General features: G+C 66.4%; 13 protein-coding genes. 8 read left to right on the forward strand and 5 right to left on the reverse strand.

The window, feature by feature from the left end:
* Nucleotides 1-74 precede the first annotated feature (74 nt).
* The 3 genes from acnB to AC1VXD_RS03735 are packed head-to-tail and all read right to left on the reverse strand — an operon-like array spanning nt 75 to nt 3,337.
* The gene (gene acnB / locus AC1VXD_RS03725; RefSeq protein ID WP_482990896.1) at nt 75-2,666 is read right to left on the reverse strand and encodes a bifunctional aconitate hydratase 2/2-methylisocitrate dehydratase; all 2,592 of its coding nucleotides are present in this window, start codon (nt 2,664-2,666) and stop codon (nt 75-77) included.
* Between the two features lie 41 nt (nt 2,667-2,707).
* A complete protein-coding gene (locus AC1VXD_RS03730) occupies nt 2,708-3,106 on the reverse strand; it encodes a type II toxin-antitoxin system VapC family toxin (protein ID WP_049458027.1) in 399 nt (132 codons plus the stop codon).
* Nucleotides 3,107-3,112: 6 nt separating this feature from the next.
* Nucleotides 3,113-3,337, reverse strand: coding sequence for an AbrB/MazE/SpoVT family DNA-binding domain-containing protein (locus AC1VXD_RS03735; RefSeq protein WP_482990897.1), 225 nt, complete (start codon nt 3,335-3,337; stop codon nt 3,113-3,115).
* Nucleotides 3,338-3,625: 288 nt separating this feature from the next.
* Here AC1VXD_RS03735 and acnA point away from each other — a divergent pair, with 288 nt between their 5' ends.
* The 8 genes from acnA (at nt 3,626) to AC1VXD_RS03775 (ending at nt 14,481) form a co-directional block, all read left to right on the forward strand.
* A complete protein-coding gene (gene acnA, locus AC1VXD_RS03740) occupies nt 3,626-6,379 on the forward strand; it encodes an aconitate hydratase AcnA (protein WP_482990898.1) in 2,754 nt (917 codons plus the stop codon).
* A 166-nt stretch (nt 6,380-6,545) separates the two neighbouring features.
* A complete protein-coding gene (locus AC1VXD_RS03745) occupies nt 6,546-6,920 on the forward strand; it encodes a type II toxin-antitoxin system Phd/YefM family antitoxin (protein ID WP_108765059.1) in 375 nt (124 codons plus the stop codon).
* On the forward strand, nt 6,920-7,552 hold the full coding sequence (locus tag AC1VXD_RS03750) for an ATPase (protein ID WP_482990899.1): 633 nt from the start codon (nt 6,920-6,922) through the stop codon (nt 7,550-7,552). Before AC1VXD_RS03745 ends, AC1VXD_RS03750 begins: the two co-directional genes overlap by 1 nt.
* Nucleotides 7,553-7,691: 139 nt before the next feature.
* Complete coding sequence (gene betI / locus AC1VXD_RS03755) at nt 7,692-8,282, forward strand: transcriptional regulator BetI (RefSeq protein WP_482990900.1); 591 nt, start codon at nt 7,692-7,694, stop codon at nt 8,280-8,282.
* A 42-nt stretch (nt 8,283-8,324) separates the two neighbouring features.
* On the forward strand, nt 8,325-9,797 hold the full coding sequence (gene betB / locus AC1VXD_RS03760) for a betaine-aldehyde dehydrogenase (RefSeq protein WP_482990901.1): 1,473 nt from the start codon (nt 8,325-8,327) through the stop codon (nt 9,795-9,797).
* A gap of 101 nt (nt 9,798-9,898) precedes the next feature.
* Nucleotides 9,899-11,581: a choline dehydrogenase gene (gene betA, locus AC1VXD_RS03765; RefSeq protein WP_482990902.1), complete on the forward strand. Its 1,683-nt coding sequence runs from the start codon at nt 9,899-9,901 to the stop codon at nt 11,579-11,581.
* A 190-nt stretch (nt 11,582-11,771) separates the two neighbouring features.
* Nucleotides 11,772-13,448: a long-chain fatty acid--CoA ligase gene (locus AC1VXD_RS03770; RefSeq protein ID WP_108768756.1), complete on the forward strand. Its 1,677-nt coding sequence runs from the start codon at nt 11,772-11,774 to the stop codon at nt 13,446-13,448.
* A 160-nt stretch (nt 13,449-13,608) separates the two neighbouring features.
* Nucleotides 13,609-14,481, forward strand: a complete 873-nt coding sequence (locus tag AC1VXD_RS03775; protein WP_482990903.1) for a crotonase/enoyl-CoA hydratase family protein — start codon at nt 13,609-13,611, stop codon at nt 14,479-14,481.
* Nucleotides 14,482-14,853: 372 nt separating this feature from the next.
* Here AC1VXD_RS03775 and AC1VXD_RS03780 read toward each other — a convergent pair whose 3' ends face one another.
* Complete coding sequence (locus AC1VXD_RS03780) at nt 14,854-17,025, reverse strand: response regulator (RefSeq protein ID WP_482990904.1); 2,172 nt, start codon at nt 17,023-17,025, stop codon at nt 14,854-14,856.
* Nucleotides 17,022-18,167, reverse strand: a complete 1,146-nt coding sequence (rpfG, locus tag AC1VXD_RS03785) for a cyclic di-GMP phosphodiesterase response regulator RpfG (RefSeq protein ID WP_108768753.1) — start codon at nt 18,165-18,167, stop codon at nt 17,022-17,024. The genes AC1VXD_RS03780 and rpfG overlap by 4 nt, the downstream gene beginning before the upstream one ends.
* Nucleotides 18,168-18,262: the final 95 nt, after the last annotated feature.

An 18,262-nucleotide genomic window follows, 5' to 3' on the forward strand; every position in this document is an offset into this window, starting at 1 on the left:
CACAAAAAACCCCCGGTTTTCACCGGGGGTTCTTCGTTTCAACGGGCTGCCGGCCAGCGGCCGGCACTACCGCATCAGGCCGCAACCGTCCTGGCCACGTCCTGGTATTCCTCGATCTGGTCGAAGTTCATGTAGCGGTAGATCTCCGCACCGCTCTGGGCGATCACGCCCACATCGGCCATGTACTCTTCCTTGGTCGGGATGCGGCCCAGACGCGAGCAGATCGCGGCCAGCTCGGCCGAACCCAGGTACACGTTGGTGTTGCGGCCCAGACGGTTCGGGAAGTTGCGGGTCGAGGTCGACATCGCGGTGGAGCCTTCGCGGATCTGCGCCTGGTTGCCCATGCACAGCGAGCAGCCCGGCATTTCCATGCGTGCGCCGGTGGCGCCGAAGGTGCCGTACACGCCTTCCTTGGTCAGCTCCGAAGCGTCCATCTTGGTCGGCGGGGCCACCCACAGGCGGGTCGGCAGGTCGCGCTTGCCTTCCAGCAGCTTCGCAGCAGCACGGAAGTGACCGATGTTGGTCATGCACGAACCGATGAACACTTCGTCGATCTTGGCGCCAGCGACTTCAGACAGCGTCTTCACGTCGTCCGGGTCGTTCGGGCAGGCCACGATCGGCTCGTGGATGTCGGCCAGGTCGATCTCGATGACGGCGGCGTACTCGGCGTCTGCATCCGGCTCCAGCAGCTCCGGGTTGGCCAGCCAGGCTTCCATCTTCTCGATACGGCGCTGCAGCGAACGCGGATCCTGGTAACCCTCGGCAATCATCCACTTCAGCAGGGTGATGTTGCTGGTCAGGTACTCGATGATCGGTTCCTTGTTCAGGCGCACCGAGCAACCGGCCGCCGAACGCTCGGCCGAGGCGTCGGACAGTTCGAACGCCTGTTCGACCTTCAGTTCCGGCAGGCCTTCGATTTCCAGGATGCGACCGGAGAAGATGTTCTTCTTGCCGGCCTTGGCCACGGTCAGCAGGCCCGACTTGATGGCGTACAGCGGGATCGCGTTGACCAGGTCACGCAGGGTCACGCCCGGCTGCATCTGGCCCTTGAAGCGCACCAGCACCGATTCCGGCATGTCCAGCGGCATGACGCCGGTGGCAGCAGCGAAGGCGACCAGGCCCGAACCGGCCGGGAACGAAATGCCCACCGGGAAGCGGGTGTGCGAGTCACCACCGGTACCGACAGTGTCCGGCAGCAGCATGCGGTTGAGCCAGCTGTGGATCACGCCGTCGCCCGGGCGCAGCGAGACGCCGCCACGGGTGGAGATGAACTCCGGCAGGGTGTGGTGGGTCTTGACGTCCACCGGCTTCGGGTACGCGGCGGTGTGGCAGAACGACTGCATCACCAGGTCGGCCGAGAAGCCCAGGCAGGCCAGGTCCTTCAGCTCGTCACGGGTCATCGGGCCGGTGGTGTCCTGCGAGCCGACCGAGGTCATCTTCGGTTCGCAGTAGGTGCCCGGGCGCATGCCCTGGCCTTCCGCCAGCCCACAGGCGCGGCCGACCATCTTCTGCGCCAGCGAGAAGCCCTTGCCGTTGTCGGCCGGCTGCACCGGCAGGCGGAACAGATCGGTCGGGGCCAGGCCCAGCGCTTCACGCGCCTTGCCGGTCAGGCCGCGGCCGATGATCAGCGGAATGCGGCCACCGGCGCGCACTTCGTCGAACAGCACTTCGCTCTTCACTTCGAACTCGGCGATCACTTCGCCGTTCTTCAGTGCCTTGCCGTCGTACGGACGCAGCTCGATCACGTCGCCGTGCTCCATCTGCGAAACGTCCAGCTCGATCGGCAGGGCGCCGGCATCTTCCATGGTGTTGTAGAAGATCGGGGCGATCTTGCCACCCAGGCAGACGCCGCCGGCGCGCTTGTTCGGGATGAACGGAATGTCATCGCCGGTCCACCACAGCACGCTGTTGGTGGCCGACTTGCGCGAAGAACCGGTACCCACCACGTCGCCCACGTAGGCCACCAGGTGGCCCTTGTCCTTCAGCGACAGGATCTGCTGGATCGGACCGCGCTTGCCGTCCTCTTCCGGGGTGAACGCCGCGTCGTCGCGCTTGTTCTTCAGCATCGCCAGGGCGTGCATCGGAATGTCCGGGCGGGTGGTCGCGTCCGGGGCCGGCGACAGGTCGTCGGTGTTGGTTTCGCCCGGTACCTTGAACACGGTGACAGTCAGGCTCTGCGGCACTTCCGGGTTGCTGGTGAACCATTCGGCATCGGCCCAGCTCTGCAGCACGGACTGGGCGTTGGCATTGCCCGCCTTGGCCTTTTCCTGCACGTCATGGAAGGCATCGAAGACCAGCAGGGTCTTCTTCAGGCCGTCAGCGGCGATGGTGCCGATGGCCGCATCGTCCAGCAGCTGCACCAGCGGGGCGACGTTGTAACCGCCGAGCATGGTGCCCAGCAGTTCGGTGGCGCGCTCGCGGCTGATCAGCGGGTTCTGCTCGCTGCCCAGGGCGATGGCCGCCAGGTACGAGGCTTTGACTTTGGCAGCATCGTCGACGCCGGCCGGCACGCGGTGGGTCAGCAGGTCGAGCAGGAACTCGGCCTCGCCCTGCGGCGGGTTCTTCAGCAGTTCGATGACATCGGCCGTCTGCTGCGCGCTCAGCGGCAGCGGCGGGATGCCAAGCGCAGCGCGCTCGGCGACGTGGTGGCGGTAGGCTTCCAACATGACAACTCCCGGGTAATGCGTAGGTTGAAAAAAAGATGGGCTCAGGCTTGCGGCACGATCAGCTTCAGGCCCTTGAAGTAGTCGCGGTAAAACGTGTCGTTCCAGGTGATCAGGCCATCGCACTGCAGCAGTGCGTGGGCGCCGACCATGAATTCGTCCAGGCTGCGGCGGCTGCCGCTGCGCTGGCGGTGGCGGCGGTGCATCTCGCCGGCGCGCAGGGCCGACTTGGCCTCCAGCGCATTGAAGTGCACGCCCATTTCTTCCAGTGCTTCCAGCACCTCGGCGCCGCCGCGCAGCGAGGCGCAGACTTCGGCCAGGGTCGCGCCGCAGACCACCACGCGGCCGCCGACCAGGCTCTGCCGCAGGATGGCTTCCACCGCATCGGCCTGCGGGCCGTTGCTGAGCAGTTCGACCAGGACCGGGGAATCGACGGCGATCATCACGGCTTATTCCTCGTCGCGCACCGCGCGCACGGCCGCTTCGGACGACTCGAAGCCATCCAGCGCGAACTTGCCACGCGCCCGTGAAATGGCGTCGTCCACACTCTTGCGCAGGATGATCCGGCTGCCCTCCAGCTCGACCTTCAGCTGGGTGCCCTTCGTCAGGCCCAGCGCGTCACGCACTGCCTTGGGCAGAGTGATCTGTCCGCGTTCTGCAACAGTCGCTTCCATGGGTAGGCCCTCTTCGGTATGCACAGATTATACATACTTTGCCGGGCATACTTCCACCCTGAACCCGGCCAGGGGTACTCCAGCCCTTGCACCGCAAAGGATCCGCCACATCCGTGACATACGCCATACACCTGCCCCTGTAATCTGGACCCGATGCCGCAGGCTTACCCCGCCCCACGTGAACGCATTCATACTGGGACGACCGGGGCCACTAGGCCCGCGGCGACCGCAAGCAGGCCCACTTCCGAACGGGCCGGTGCAAGCCATCCGCAAGAGGAGTCATCCCGCATGAGCGATTCGTTCTCCACCCGCAGCCAGCTGGACGTCGGCGGCAAGACCTACGACTACTTCAGCCTTCCCAAGCTGGGCCAGCGCTTCGACATCTCCCACCTGCCCTATTCGATGAAGATCCTGCTGGAGAACCTGCTCCGGCACGAGGACGGCGGCGCCACCGTCGGCCCCGACCACATCGAAGCGGTGGCGCGTTGGCAGCCCAGCGCCGAGCCGGATACCGAAATCGCCTTCATGCCCGCGCGCGTGGTCCTGCAGGACTTCACCGGCGTCCCCTGCGTGGTCGACCTGGCCGCCATGCGCGATGCGGTGGTCAAGCTGGGCGGCAAGCCCGAGCAGATCAACCCGCAGATCCCCTCCGAACTGGTCATCGACCACTCGGTGCAGGTCGATGTGTTCGGCAAGCCCGACGCACTGGACCTCAACGGCAAGATCGAATTCCAGCGCAACCAGGAACGCTACGGCTTCCTGCGCTGGGGCCAAAAGGCCTTTGACAACTTCAAGGTGGTGCCGCCCAACACCGGCATCGTCCACCAGGTGAACCTGGAAAACCTGGCCCGCGTGGTGATGACCGCCGACCAGGATGGCCGCGCCGTGGCCTACCCCGACACGGTGTTCGGTACCGACAGCCACACCACGATGATCAACGGCATCGGCGTGCTCGGCTGGGGCGTGGGCGGCATCGAGGCCGAGGCGGCCATGCTTGGCCAGCCCTCCTCGATGCTGATTCCGCAAGTGGTCGGCTTCAAGCTGACCGGCAAGCTGCCCGAGGGCGCCACCGCCACCGACCTGGTGCTGACCGTCACCCAGATGCTGCGCAAGCTCGGCGTGGTCGGCAAGTTCGTCGAGTTCTACGGCGACGGCCTGCAGCACCTGCCGCTGGCCGACCGTGCCACGATCGGCAACATGGCGCCCGAATACGGCGCCACCTGCGGCATCTTCCCGATCGATCACGAATCGCTGAACTACCTGCGCCTGTCCGGCCGCAGCGACGAGCAGATCAACCTGGTCGAGGCCTACGCCAAGGCCCAGGGCCTGTGGCACGAACCGGGCAGCGCGCCGGCCCAGTACAGCACCACGCTGGAACTCGACATGGGCACGGTCAAGCCCTCGCTGGCCGGCCCCAAGCGCCCGCAGGACCGCGTGCTGCTGGAAGACGTGCAGAAGAACTACCGCGAATCGCTGGTCGGCCTCGCCGCCAACCGTGACAAGCGCAGCGCCGATGTGTCCACCTTTGTCAACGAAGGCGGTGGCGCAGCCGTCGGCAACGAACAGCTGGCCAAGGGCTATGCGGACATCGAGACCGAAGGGCGCAAGGTCCGCCTGAAGGATGGCGCGGTGGTCATCGCCGCCATCACCTCCTGCACCAACACCTCCAACCCGGCAGTGATGATCGGCGCCGGCCTGCTGGCCCGCAACGCGGCCGCCAAGGGCCTGAACCGCCAGCCGTGGGTGAAGACCTCGCTCGGCCCAGGCTCGCGCGTGGTCACCGATTACCTGGAAAAGGCCGGCGTGCTGAAGGAGCTCGAGAAGATCGGCTTCTACGTGGTCGGCTACGGCTGCACCACCTGCATCGGCAACTCCGGCCCGCTGCCGGCCGAAGTCAGCGCCGGCATCGCCACGGGCGACCTGGTGGTCACCTCAGTGCTGTCGGGCAACCGCAACTTCGAGGGCCGTGTGCACCCCGAAGTGAAGATGAACTACCTGGCCAGCCCGCCGCTGGTGGTGGCCTACGCGATCGCCGGCACCACCGACATCGACCTGACCACCCAGCCGCTGGGTACCGGCAGCGATGGCCAGCCGGTGTTCCTGCGCGACATCTGGCCGAGCAACAAGGAAATCGGCGACGTCATCGCCGCGACCATCGGCCCGGAGATGTTCAAGCAGAACTACGCAGACGTGTTCAAGGGTGACAGCCGCTGGAACACCATCGCCTCGCCGGACGGCAACCTGTACGAATGGAGCGACGCTTCCACCTACATCAAGAACCCGCCGTACTTCGATGGCATGACCATGCAGACCGGCAGCATCGACGACGTGCACGGCGCACGCGTGATGGGCCTGTTCGGCGATTCGATCACCACCGACCACATCTCCCCGGCCGGCAACATCAAGAAGGATTCGCCGGCGGGCCGCTTCCTGCAGGAACGCGGCGTGCAGCCGGCCGACTTCAACAGCTACGGCAGCCGCCGCGGCAACGATGACGTCATGGTCCGCGGCACCTTCGCCAACATCCGCATCAAGAACCTGATGTTCGGTGGCGAGGAAGGCGGCAACACCCTGTACTACCCGGCCAACGGTGGCCAGCCGGAGAAGCTGGCGATCTACGACGCGGCCATGAAGTACAAGGCCGACAACGTGCCGCTGGTGGTGCTGGCCGGCAAGGAATACGGCACCGGCTCGTCGCGCGACTGGGCGGCCAAGGGCACCCTGCTGCTGGGCGTGAAGGCAGTCGTGGCCGAGAGCTTCGAGCGCATCCACCGCTCCAACCTGGTCGGCATGGGCGTGCTGCCGCTGCAGTTCCGCAACGGTGAGAACGCCCAGTCGCTGGGCCTTGACGGCTCGGAGACGATCGACATCACCGGCCTGGAAGACGGCGCCAGCAAGCGCGCCACGGTGACCGCGACCAAGGCCGACGGCACGAAGAAGACCTTCGAGGTGTCGGTGATGCTGCTGACCCCGAAGGAAGTCGAGTACTTCCGCCACGGCGGCCTGCTGCAGTACGTGCTGCGCCAGCTGGCCAGCAAGTAAGCCGGTAGCGCCGGGCCATGCCCGGCGGCGGTTGACGTGGACAACGGCCGGATCGACAACGATCCGGCCGTCTCTGCGACCCGCTCCATTTTCATATTTTTCCCGATTCATGCAATTCGCATCAAACAGGCGTAATGTGGGCCCATACCCCCGCTGGAGCCCCGCCATGCTTCATCTTCCCGTCCGCTTCGACCCGATCAACGAGCTGACCCACACCACCGCCTCGTCGGTGAAGGAGCACTGGCGCAAGGTCATGCAGGAGGTCCGCGACCAGCGCATGGTGGTGGTCACCAACCACAACGAGCCGCAGGCGGTCATCGTCTCCATCGAGCAGTACCGTGCCCTTCAGGCGCGGGTCGAGGCGCTGGAATCCTCGCTGGAGGAACTGCGCGGGCAGGCCCCGGGCCTGGCCGAACTGCGCGCCGGCTTCGACCAGCGCCTGGCCGTGCTGCAGCAGGCGCAGGCCGGTGACGCCGCGCGCGCCCTGCTGCGCCGCCCGGCCCGCCTGAAGGGGCAGGTCAAGGCCGGCACGGGGCACTGATGTCGCGACCGTTCCTGTATGTCCTTGCCGGCGTCAATGGCGCCGGCAAGAGTTCGGTGGGCGGCCACGTACTGCGCGAGGCCGGGCTGGACTGGTTCAACCCGGATACCTTCGCCCGTGGCCTGCGCGAGCTGTCGGGCCTGTCGCAGGCCGAGGCCAACGGCCACGCCTGGCAGGAAGGCGTCAACCGCATCCGCGATGCCCTCGACCAGGGCCGCAACCACGCGTTCGAGACCACGCTCGGTGGCAATTCCATCGCCGGCCTGCTGCATGAAGCCAGCCACAGTCACGACGTCCTGATGTGGTTCTGCGGTCTGTCCAGCCCAGAACAGCACATCGCCCGCGTGCAGGCGCGGGTGCGCCGCGGTGGTCATCCGATCAACGAAGCCGACATCCGCCGGCGCTGGCCGCTGGCCCAGCAGAACCTCGTCCGCCTGATGCCGGTGCTGGCCCAGCTGCAGGTCTACGACAACAGCGCCGACGCCGCCCCCGGGGAGGCCGTGCCCGATCCGCAGCTGCTGCTGCAGATGGAAGACGGCCAGGTGCTGTACCCCGAGCCCGACGACCTCGCCCAGCTGGCGGCCACGCCCGCGTGGGCCACCCCGCTGCTGGAAGCCGCCCTGCGCCTCTAACCCCTGGGTCGGATCCCTCTCCGCAGGAGAAGGCACTGACCCCCATCCATACACCACTTTAACGTTTTGTTGATTGAACGTTCAATCAACAAACGCGATACTGTCCGCCTCGGGCCAACGCCCATGCACAGGTGAGACCGTGCCGAAGAAAGGCATCGAACCGATCCGCCGCGAGCAGCTGATCCAGGCCACCTTCCAGGTAATTCACGATATCGGCCTGGCCGACGCCACCGTGGCCACCATCGCCCGCCAAGCCGGCCTGTCCACTGGCATCGTCGCCCACTACTTCGGCGACAAGGCCGGCCTGCTCAACGCCGCGATGCGGCAGATCCTCAACGAACTGAAAGACGCCTTCGCTCATTACCGCGCCAAGGCCGCAGCAGACCCGCGGGCCCAGCTGCGCGCGCTGGTCGATGGCAACTTCGACCAGACCCAGACCAGCGGCCCGGCCATGCGCGTGTGGCTGACCTTCTGGGCGGCGAGCATGCACCAGCCGGAACTGGCCCGCCTGCAGCGCATCAACGACCAGCGGCTGTATTCCAACCTGGCCCATCAGTTCCACCGCGCGCTGCCGGCCGAACGCGCCCGTGACGCCGCCCGTGGCCTGGCCGCGATGATCGACGGCCTGTGGCTGCGCGGCAGCCTGCTCGGCGGCCCGTTCGACACCGCCGCCGCCCGCGCGCTGGCCTACGCCTACATCGACTTCCAGCTGCAGCCCGATGGCGTATAAGCAGCCTCAAGCCCCTTCCCCTTTGTTTCCAGGAGTGCCCCCATGACCGCCCTGCCCGTCCAGCAGCTCTACATCCACGGCCGACGCGTCGACGCCACCAGCGGCAAAACCTTCCAGTCCATCAACCCGGCCAATGGCCAAGTCCTGGCCGAGGTGCAGATCGCCAGCCAGGCCGACGTCGACCGCGCGGTGCAGAGCGCAGCCGAAGGCCACAAGGCGTGGGCCGCCATGACCGCGATGGAGCGCTCGCGCATCCTGCGCCGCGCGGTCGACCTCCTGCGCGAACGCAATGATGCGCTGGCCCAGCTGGAGACCCTGGACACGGGCAAGGCGCTGGCAGAAACCACTACGGTGGACATCGTCACCGGTGCCGACGTGCTGGAGTACTACGCCGGCCTGGCTACCGCCATCGAGGGCATCCAGCTGCCGCTGCGCGAATCGAGTTTCTTCTATACCCGCCGCGAGCCGCTGGGCGTGGTCGCCGGCATCGGTGCCTGGAACTACCCGATCCAGATCGCACTGTGGAAGTCGGCGCCCGCACTGGCCGCCGGCAACGCGATGGTGTTCAAGCCCTCCGAAGTGACCCCGCTGACCGCGCTGATGCTGGCCGAGATCTACAGCGAAGCCGGCGTGCCGGACGGCGTGTTCAACGTCGTGCAGGGTCCGGGCAGCGAGATCGGCGACTGGCTCACCGAACACCCGGTGATCGAGAAGATCTCCTTCACTGGCGGCGTGGCCACCGGCAAGAAGGTGATGGCCGCCGCCGCGTCTTCTTCGTTGAAGGAAGTGACCATGGAGTTGGGCGGCAAGTCGCCGCTGGTCATCTGCGATGACGCCGATCTGGACCGCGCCGCCGACATCGCGGTGATGGCCAACTTCTTCAGCTCCGGCCAGGTCTGCACCAACGGCACCCGCGTGTTCGTGCCGCGCAGCATGCTGGCCGCGTTCGAGGCCGCCGTAGTCGAGCGCGTGCAGCGCATCCGCATCGGCGATCCGCAGGCCGCCGACACCAACTTCGGCCCGATGGTCAGCTTCCCGCACATGCAGAACGTGCTGCGCTACATCGACAGCGGCAAGACCGAAGGCGCGCGCCTGCTGACCGGTGGCGGCCGTGCGGAGGAAGGCGCGCTGGCCGAGGGCGCCTACGTGCTGCCCACCGTGTTCTCCGACTGCCGCGATGACATGACCATCGTCCGCGAGGAGATCTTCGGGCCGGTCATGAGCATCCTCGCCTACGACGACGAGGACGAAGCCGTGCGCCGCGCCAACGACACCCCCTTCGGCCTCGCCGCCGGCGTGGTCAGCCGTGACATCAGCCGCGCCCACCGCATCATCCACCACCTCGAAGCCGGCATCTGCTGGATCAACACCTGGGGTGAATCACCGGCGGAAATGCCGGTCGGCGGCTACAAGCAGTCCGGCGTCGGCCGCGAGAACGGCCTGTCCACGCTGGGCCACTACACCCGCATCAAGTCGGTCCAGGTTGAACTGGGCGACTACGCCAGCGTGTTCTGAACAGCGCGCCCTGAGCAAGCCGCCCGGCGCGAACGCCGGATCGACATTCCGCCGGGAGGCCTGCGCAACGCGCGCGCGTCCCGGCCCGCAGGAGAACCATCATGAGCACCCCCAACGAATACGACTACATCATCATCGGCGCCGGTTCGGCCGGCAACGTGCTGGCCACCCGCCTCACCGAGGATGCCGATGTCAGCGTGCTGCTGCTGGAAGCCGGTGGCCCGGACTACCGCCTCGACTTCCGCACCCAGATGCCGGCTGCACTGGCCTACCCGCTGCAGGGCAAGCGCTACAACTGGGCGTACAAGACCGATCCGGAGCCCTTCATGAACAACCGCCGCATGGATTGCGGCCGCGGCAAGGGCCTGGGCGGTTCCTCGCTGATCAACGGCATGTGCTACATCCGCGGCAACGCCATGGACTACGACAACTGGGCCAGCATGCCGGGCCTGGAAGACTGGACTTACCTGGACTGCCTGCCGTACTTCCGCAAGGCCGAGACCCGCGACATCGGCGCCAACGACTACCACGGCGGCGATGGCCCACTGCGGGTGACCACCCCCAAGGCCGGCAACAACGAACTGTTCGCCGCGATGGTCGAAGCCGGCGTGCAGGCCGGCTACCCGCGCACCGATGACCTGAACGGCTACCAGCAGGAAGGCTTCGGCCCGATGGACCGCACGGTCACGCCGAAGGGCCGCCGCTCCAGCACCGCCCGCGGCTATCTGGACCTGGCCAAGCCGCGCCCGAACCTGACCATCGTCACCCACGCCCTCACCGACCGTATCCTGTTCTCGGGCAAGCGTGCGGTGGGCGTGCAGTGGCTGCACAACGACCAGCCACAGCGCGCCACCGCCCGCCGCGAAGTGCTGCTGTGTGGCGGCGCCATCGCCTCCCCGCAGATCCTGCAGCGCTCCGGCGTGGGCCCGGCCGATCTGCTGCGCAGCCTGGACATCGATCTTGTGCACGACCTGCCCGGCGTCGGCGCCAACCTGCAGGATCACCTGGAGATGTACCTGCAGTACGAATGCAAAAAGCCGGTGTCGCTGGCCCCGGCACTGAAGCTGCACAACCAGCCGGCCATCGGCGCCGAATGGCTGTTCCTGGGCACCGGCATCGGCGCCAGCAACCAGTTCGAGGCCGGCGGCTTCATCCGCAGCGACGAGGCCTTTGACTGGCCGAACCTGCAGTACCACTTCCTGCCGGTGGCCATCAATTACAACGGCTCCAACCCGATCAAGGCTCACAGCTTCCAGATGCATGTCGGCTCGATGCGCTCGCCCAGCCGCGGCCGCGTCCAGGTCGTGTCCAAGGATCCGCGCGTGCACCCCAGCATCCTGTTCAACTACATGTCGCACGAGCAGGACTGGCGCGAGTTCCGCGCGGCCATCCGCATCACCCGCGAGATCTTCGCGCAGCCGGCGCTGGCGCCGTACAGCGGCCGCGAGATCTCGCCCGGCCGCGAGCTGCAGACCGATGCGCAGATTGATGGCTTCGTGCGCGAGCACGCCGAGACCGCCTACCACCCCTCGTGCACCAACAAGATGGGCCACGCCGATGACCCGATGGCGGTGGTCGATGGCCAGGGCCGCGTACACGGGCTGGACGGCCTGCGCATCGTCGATGCCTCGATCATGCCGCAGGTGGTCACCGGCAACCTCAACGCGCCGACCATCATGATCGCCGAGAAGCTGGCTGACGTGATCCGTGGCCGCACCCCGCTGGCCCGCAGCACCGCGCCGTACTACAAGGCCAACGGTGCCCCGGCGCGCAGCCGCGGCTGACGCGAATCAGCCGCAAACGGCGGCCACCGATTTCCGGTAGATGCCCACCTGGGTGGGCGCTCATGCACCCCGGGGGCGCGTTCTTCGCGCCCCCTTCGCGTTTTCCCTACGGAACGGTATGCTGCTGCGAGCGGTTCTGGCGGATACTGTCCGCGCCGTACCCATCAAAAACGATTCCTGGAGGGGGAATATGAGTCTGGATCGTCCCTGGCTGCAGAGCTATCCGAAAGGCGTTCCCGCCGAGATCGACATCAACGAGTTCCATTCGGTAGCTTCGGTCTTCGACGCTTCCGTCGCGAAATTCCGCGACCGTCCCGCCTACTCCAGTTTCGGCAAGGTCCTCACCTATGGCGAAACCGACGCCCTGGTCGAGCAGTTCGCCGCCTACCTGCTGGGTGAGCTCAAGCTCAAGAAGGGTGACCGCGTCGCCCTGATGATGCCCAACTGCCTGCAGTACCCGATCGCCACCTTCGGCGTGCTGCGCGCCGGCCTGACCGTGGTCAACGTCAACCCGCTGTACACCGCGCGCGAGCTGAAGCATCAGCTGGTCGATGCCGGCGTCAGCGCGCTTGTGGTGGTCGACAACTTTGGCGACACCGTCCAGCAGGTCATCGCCGACACTCCGGTCAAGCACGTCATCACCACCGGCCTGGGCGACCTGCTCGGCCTGAAGGGCACGATCGTCAATTTCGTGCTCAAGTACGTCAAGAAGATGGTACCCAACTACCATCTGAAGGGCGCGGTGCGCTTCCGCCAGGCGCTCAAGCTCGGCAGCCGCCACACCCTGCCCAAGGTCGAGATCGACCACGACGACGTCGCCTTCCTGCAGTACACCGGCGGCACCACCGGCGTGGCCAAGGGCGCGATGCTGACCAACCGGAACCTGATCGCCAACATGCAGCAGGCCTCGGCCTGGATCGGCGCATCGGGCATCGAGCCGGGCAAGGAGTGGATCATCACCGCCCTGCCGCTGTACCACATCTTCGCGTTGACGGCGAACGGTCTGGTCTTCATGAAGTTCGGTGGCTGCAACCACCTGATCACCAATCCGCGTGACATGAAGGGCTTCGTCAAGGAGCTCAAGTCGGTGCGCTTCACCGCCATCACCGGCGTCAACACCCTGTTCAACGGCCTGCTCAACACCCCCGGCTTCGACACCGTCGACTTCTCTTCGCTGAAGGTGACCCTGGGCGGCGGCATGGCCGTGCAGCGTGCGGTGGCCGAGCGCTGGAAGAAGGTGACCGGGGTGACCCTGGTCGAGGCCTACGGCCTGACCGAGACCTCGCCGGCGGCCTGCATCAACCCGCTGGACCTGAAGGAATACAACGGCGCCATCGGCCTGCCGATCCCGTCCACCGATGCCTGCATCAAGGACGACAACGGCAATACCCTGGCCATGGGCGAAGTGGGCGAGCTGTGCATTCGCGGCCCCCAGGTGATGAAGGGTTACTGGCAGCGCCCCGACGAAACCGCCACCGCCATCGATGCCGACCAGTGGCTGCACACCGGCGACATGGCGAAGATGGACGAGCAGGGTTTCTTCTACATCGTCGACCGCAAGAAGGACATGATCCTGGTGTCCGGCTTCAACGTGTACCCGAACGAAGTCGAGGACGTCATCGCGATGATGCCGGGCGTGCTGGAAGTGGCCGCTGTCGGCGTGCCGGACGAGAAGTCCGGTGAAGTGGTGAAGGTGGTCATCGTGAAGAAGGACCCGAACCTGACCGCCGAAATGGTCAAGGAACATGCACGGGCCAACCTCACCGGCTACAAGCACCCCAGAATCGTAGAATTCCGAAAAGAGCTGCCGAAGACCAACGTGGGCAAGATCCTCCGTCGCGAGCTCCGCGATACGCCCGCCACGTAAGGCTTTCGGCGAATTCGAACACCTTCAGGGCCCGGGTTGGAAACAACCCGGGCCTTTTCGCGTGCCGGTGCCGCGCCCGGTGTAGCATCGCCGCGTGTGTGGACCGTCCGGCCCGCCGGCCACCACTTCTCTCTGCGGGCCGCATGCCGAGGACCCTTCCATGAGTACCATTGAAAAGCTGTCTGCCAGCGGTTCGACGTTCGCCACCATCCGTACCGAAGACAACGACGACGACTCCGCCCACTGGTTGTTCATGCACGCCGACGCGGCCACGGGCATACGTCCCTGCTGCCGCAAGGACATGCTGGACGAGATGTGGAGCTACATGAGCGCCATCACCCGTGGCCCGGCGCAGCGCCACAGCGGTCGGCTGCGCCATTTCGTGCTGGCCTCCGATGCTGCTGCGTACAACCTGGGCGGCGACCTGGACCTGTTCACCCGCCTGATCCGCGAAGGCAACCGCGACCTGCTGCTGACCTATGCGCAGCGCTGCGTGGAAGGCGTGCACCACCTGCACACCGGCTTCGGCGGTGACGTGCGCTCGATTGCGCTGGTCCAGGGCGATGCGCTGGGTGGCGGCCTGGAAATGGCCCTGGCCTGCCACACCATCGTGGCAGAGGAAGGCTGCGGCATGGGCCTGCCCGAAGTGCTGTTCGGCCTGTTCCCGGGCATGGGCGCGTACTCGTTCCTGTGCCGCCGTGTGTCGCCGCAGCTGGCCGAAAAGATCATCCTCGACGGCCGCGTCTATTCGTCCGAGGAAATGCACGCCCTGGGCGTGGTCGACGTGCTGGTGAAGAAGGGGGAAGGCCGCGCCGCCGTCGATGACATGATCCGCCACCAGCAGCGCTTGCCGCAGTCGTACCTGGCCATGAACGCGGCACGCAACCTGGCGCAGTCGGTCAGCTACGACGAGCTGCTGGAAATCACCAAGGTCTGGGTCGACTCCGCCCTGGCCCTGGGTGATCGTTCGCTGCGCACGATGGATCGCCTGATCAAGGCACAGACCCGTCGCGCCGGCCTCGACGCCGCCTGATTGCTCTCCTCCCCCTATGGGTTCAAGCCCGGCTGGCCCCCGGGCTTTTTTTCGCGCTCGCGCAACCAAGGCAGTAGATCCACGCCATGCGTGGATGCCTTGCTGCGTGGATACCTTGCATCGCGGACCGCGCCGAATGCAGCCGAGCATGGCTCGGCACTACTGCGTCGCGGACCCAGTAGATCCTCGCCATGCGTGGATGCCTTGCTTCGCGGACCGCGCGGAATGCAGCCGAGCATGGCTCGGCACTACTGCGTCGCGGACCCAGTAGATCCACGCCATGCGTGGATGCCTTGCTTCGCGGACCGCGCCGAATGCAGCCGAGCATGGCTCGGCACTACATGAAACAAAGGCAGTCGAGCAAGCTCGACGCTACCGTTCCATGTCGTCGGCCGCGCCGCGTACTTTGCGCTCGGCGCGTGCATCCAGGGCCTGCCGCCCTTCCTTGATCGCGCCCTGCAGCACGGCCAGGCGCGGGCGCCATTCGGCCTTTAGCTGCCAGTCGGCCATCCGCATCAGTTCGCCGGCGCGGTTGGCGGCACGCACCAGGCCCAGGTTGCCGGCCACGCCCTTGATCGCGTGGGATTGTTCGCGGAAGGCACCCCAGCGGCCTGCCTCACCGTCGACCTCGGCCTTGCGCAGGCAGTTCTCGGCGTCCTCCAGGCACTGCCGGATGAACTCACGCTCGAAACCGTCGCCCATGCCCAGCGAGGCCAGCTCATCCAGCACGCCGGTGTCGAGCACGCCATCGAGGTTGGTCGCGGTGCGCACGATCGGCGGCGCCGACGCCTTCAGCTGGGCGTTGTTGGCGATCTCGGCCAGCGTATCGAGCAGGCGCACGGCCACCACGGGCTTGGCCAGGAACGCATGCGCGCCGGCCTGGGTGCAGCGCTGGATCGCTTCAGGGGTTACGTCGGCACTGAGCACCAGCACCGGCGTGCGCGGGCCGCCGCCGGACTGCATCACGCGTAGTTCCTTCAGCATGTCCAGGCCGCTCATGCCCGGCATGTGCAGATCGACGATGGCGGCGTCGAACTCGCTCTCGGCCAGCGCATCGAGCACGGCCTCACCGCCATCGACGCACATCACCTTGTGCCCGGCCTTCTGCAGCAGGCGCTGCAGCACCATGCGGTTGGCCTCGTGGTCATCCGCCACCAGGATCTGCATGCTGCGCACGCGGGCGCGGTGGCGCAGGAACGGATCGGTGAAGGCGATGACGTTGCCGCCCGGCCCGACTTCCTCGCCGGCGGCCACGCTGGGCACCGCGCCCGGCACCACCGGCTCCGACGGCGCAAACGGCAGTTCGACCCAGAAGTGGCTGCCCTGCGGCGGGCTGTCCAGATAGCCGATCTCACCGTGCATGGCCTGGACCAGGCCCTTGGCGATGGTCGTGCCCAGGCCGGTGCCTTCGTGGCGACGGGCCATGCTGACGTCAGCCTGCTCGAACGCTTCGAACAGCCGCGGCCGCATGGCCACCGGCACGCCGATACCGGTATCGATGATGTCGAAGCGCAGGCGCACCGAGCCATTGGTGTCGGCGTGGACGAGGCCCACGCGCACTTCCACCTTGCCGTGGTCGGTGAACTTCACCGCGTTGCCAGCCAGGTTGAGCAGGATCTGCCGCAGGTGGCCGACGTCGCCGCGCAGCGTGGCGGGCACGTTCGCGGCCACCTTGACCTTGTACTCCAGGTGCTTGGCCTTGGCCTGCGGCAGCAGGATCAGGCCGATGGCCTGGACCACGTCGGCCAGCACGAAATCCTCGGCGACCACGCGCAGCTTCCCTGCTTCGATCGCGGAGATGTCCAGCACCTCCTCGACCAGCGCCAGCAGGCTGCGGGAAGAGGCCTGGATGGTGTTCAGGCACTCGCGTTGCTCATCGTCCAGGCGAGTCGTCGCCAATACTTCTGTCATGCCATTCAATCCATTGAGTGGGGTTCGGAATTCGTGGCTCATGTTGGCCAGGAAGCGACTCTTCGCTTCACTGGCGCGCCGCGCCTCGGCCATGGCCCTGGTCAACTGCTTGAGCAGGGTCGAGAAATACAACGGTACCGCAGCCAGGCCCAGCCAGAGCCCGATCGCCAGCCGCAGGTTCCGCTCCCAGTAAGGTGTAAGCAGCACGGTGCTGCCGAAGCTGACCATCGCCATCGCCACGGCGACGTAGAGGTAGTTGTTGCCGAAGCGCATGCCGTTGCCGACGGTCACCCACATCACCACGATGTAGACCCACGCCAGCGGTTCGCCCATCTGCACCATGCCCGCGGCGATCAGGCCGTAGTCGGCCAGCATGCCGAGCACGCGACGCGGATCGGAGCGGCCCGGCTTCCACAGCAGCCAGCCGAACAGCAGCAATGACAGCGACAGGCCGGTCAGGACAATGGCCAGCACGCCCACGTACTGGTCGTGCGGCAGGTCGTGGCGCGGCGCCGGCAGCAGCACGTAGGCCAGGATGAAGCTGATCAGGACGATACGGACGATCTGCTGCCCGTGTTCGCTGTCGTGGCGCTGGGACAACCGCAGGCGGATCCGCGACAGCAGGGATGTCACGCGCCCATCCCCGGCCGCGCCGAGGCGGTGGAATGCTCGGCGCAGATCTGTTCCAGCTGCTCGCGGCCGCGCAGCAGCGCATCCACGCAACGCGGGTCGAACAGGCGGCCGCGCTGGGCGTACAGATACGCCAGGGTTGCTTCCATCGTCCAGGCTTCCTTGTACGGGCGCGGTGAGATCAGCGCATCGAAGACATCGGCAACGGCGACAATGCGCGCTTCCAGCGGAATCGCGTCGCCGACCAGTCCATCGGGATAGCCGCTGCCGTCATAGCGTTCGTGGTGGCGCAGCGCGATCAGCGCGCCGACCTGGATGAAGCGGTTCTGGCTGCCACTGAGCAGTTCGTGGCCGATGCGCGGATGCCGGCGCATGATCGCCAGCTCCTCGTCGTTGAGCTTGCCCTGCTTGAGCAGCACCGCATCGGGAATGGCGATCTTGCCCATGTCGTGCAGCGGGGCGGCCATCTCGATGAGCTTGACCTCTTCCTCGGGCAGGCCCAGCTGCTCGGCGATCAGCCCGGCCACCCGCGCCATGCGCTCGAGGTAGGCACTGGTGCCGGCATCACGGAACTCGATGGCGCGCGCCAGCCGCGAAAGGGTCTCGCGTTCGCGCTCTTCCACCTCGTGCATGCTGGCCAGCAGCCGCTGTTCGAGCGACAGCGCACGTTGCTTCACGTTCTCGGCCTGCTGCCGCAGCTGCAGCAGGTTGTAGCAGCGCGCACGCAGTTCGCGTGGCCGGATCGGCTTGACCAGGAAATCGATCACGCCCGCTTCCAAGGCGGCCTGCCTGATCGGCTCGTCGCCGACCACGGTGATCAGGATCACCGGGATGTCGCGGTGCTTGGGCAGCCGGCGGAAACGGCGGGCGAACTCAAGCCCGTCCATCTCCGGCATGCGGTAATCCAGCAGCAGCAGATCGACCGGGTACGACTCGCACCACGCAAGCGCGGTGAGCGGATCACCGAAATCGTGCACGCTCAATTCGGGCGCGATGTCTTCAATGACATGGCGCAGCATCGTCCTTGCGGACGTCTGGTCGTCGACGATGACGATGTTCAAGGCGTTCTCTGCCTGCCTTCTCGACCACGCTGGAAGATCAGCCAGCGAGGATACCCCGCCGCTGTGCACACTGGCACCCTGCATCGGTACGACTCCCGTCACGAGCTCCCCGGTTCATGATCGTCGTCACAATGTGAAGCGGGTTCTCCACATCGACGCATCCTCACATCGGCCCTCGC

The sequence above is a fragment of the Stenotrophomonas sp. STEN054 genome (assembly GCF_056854535.1).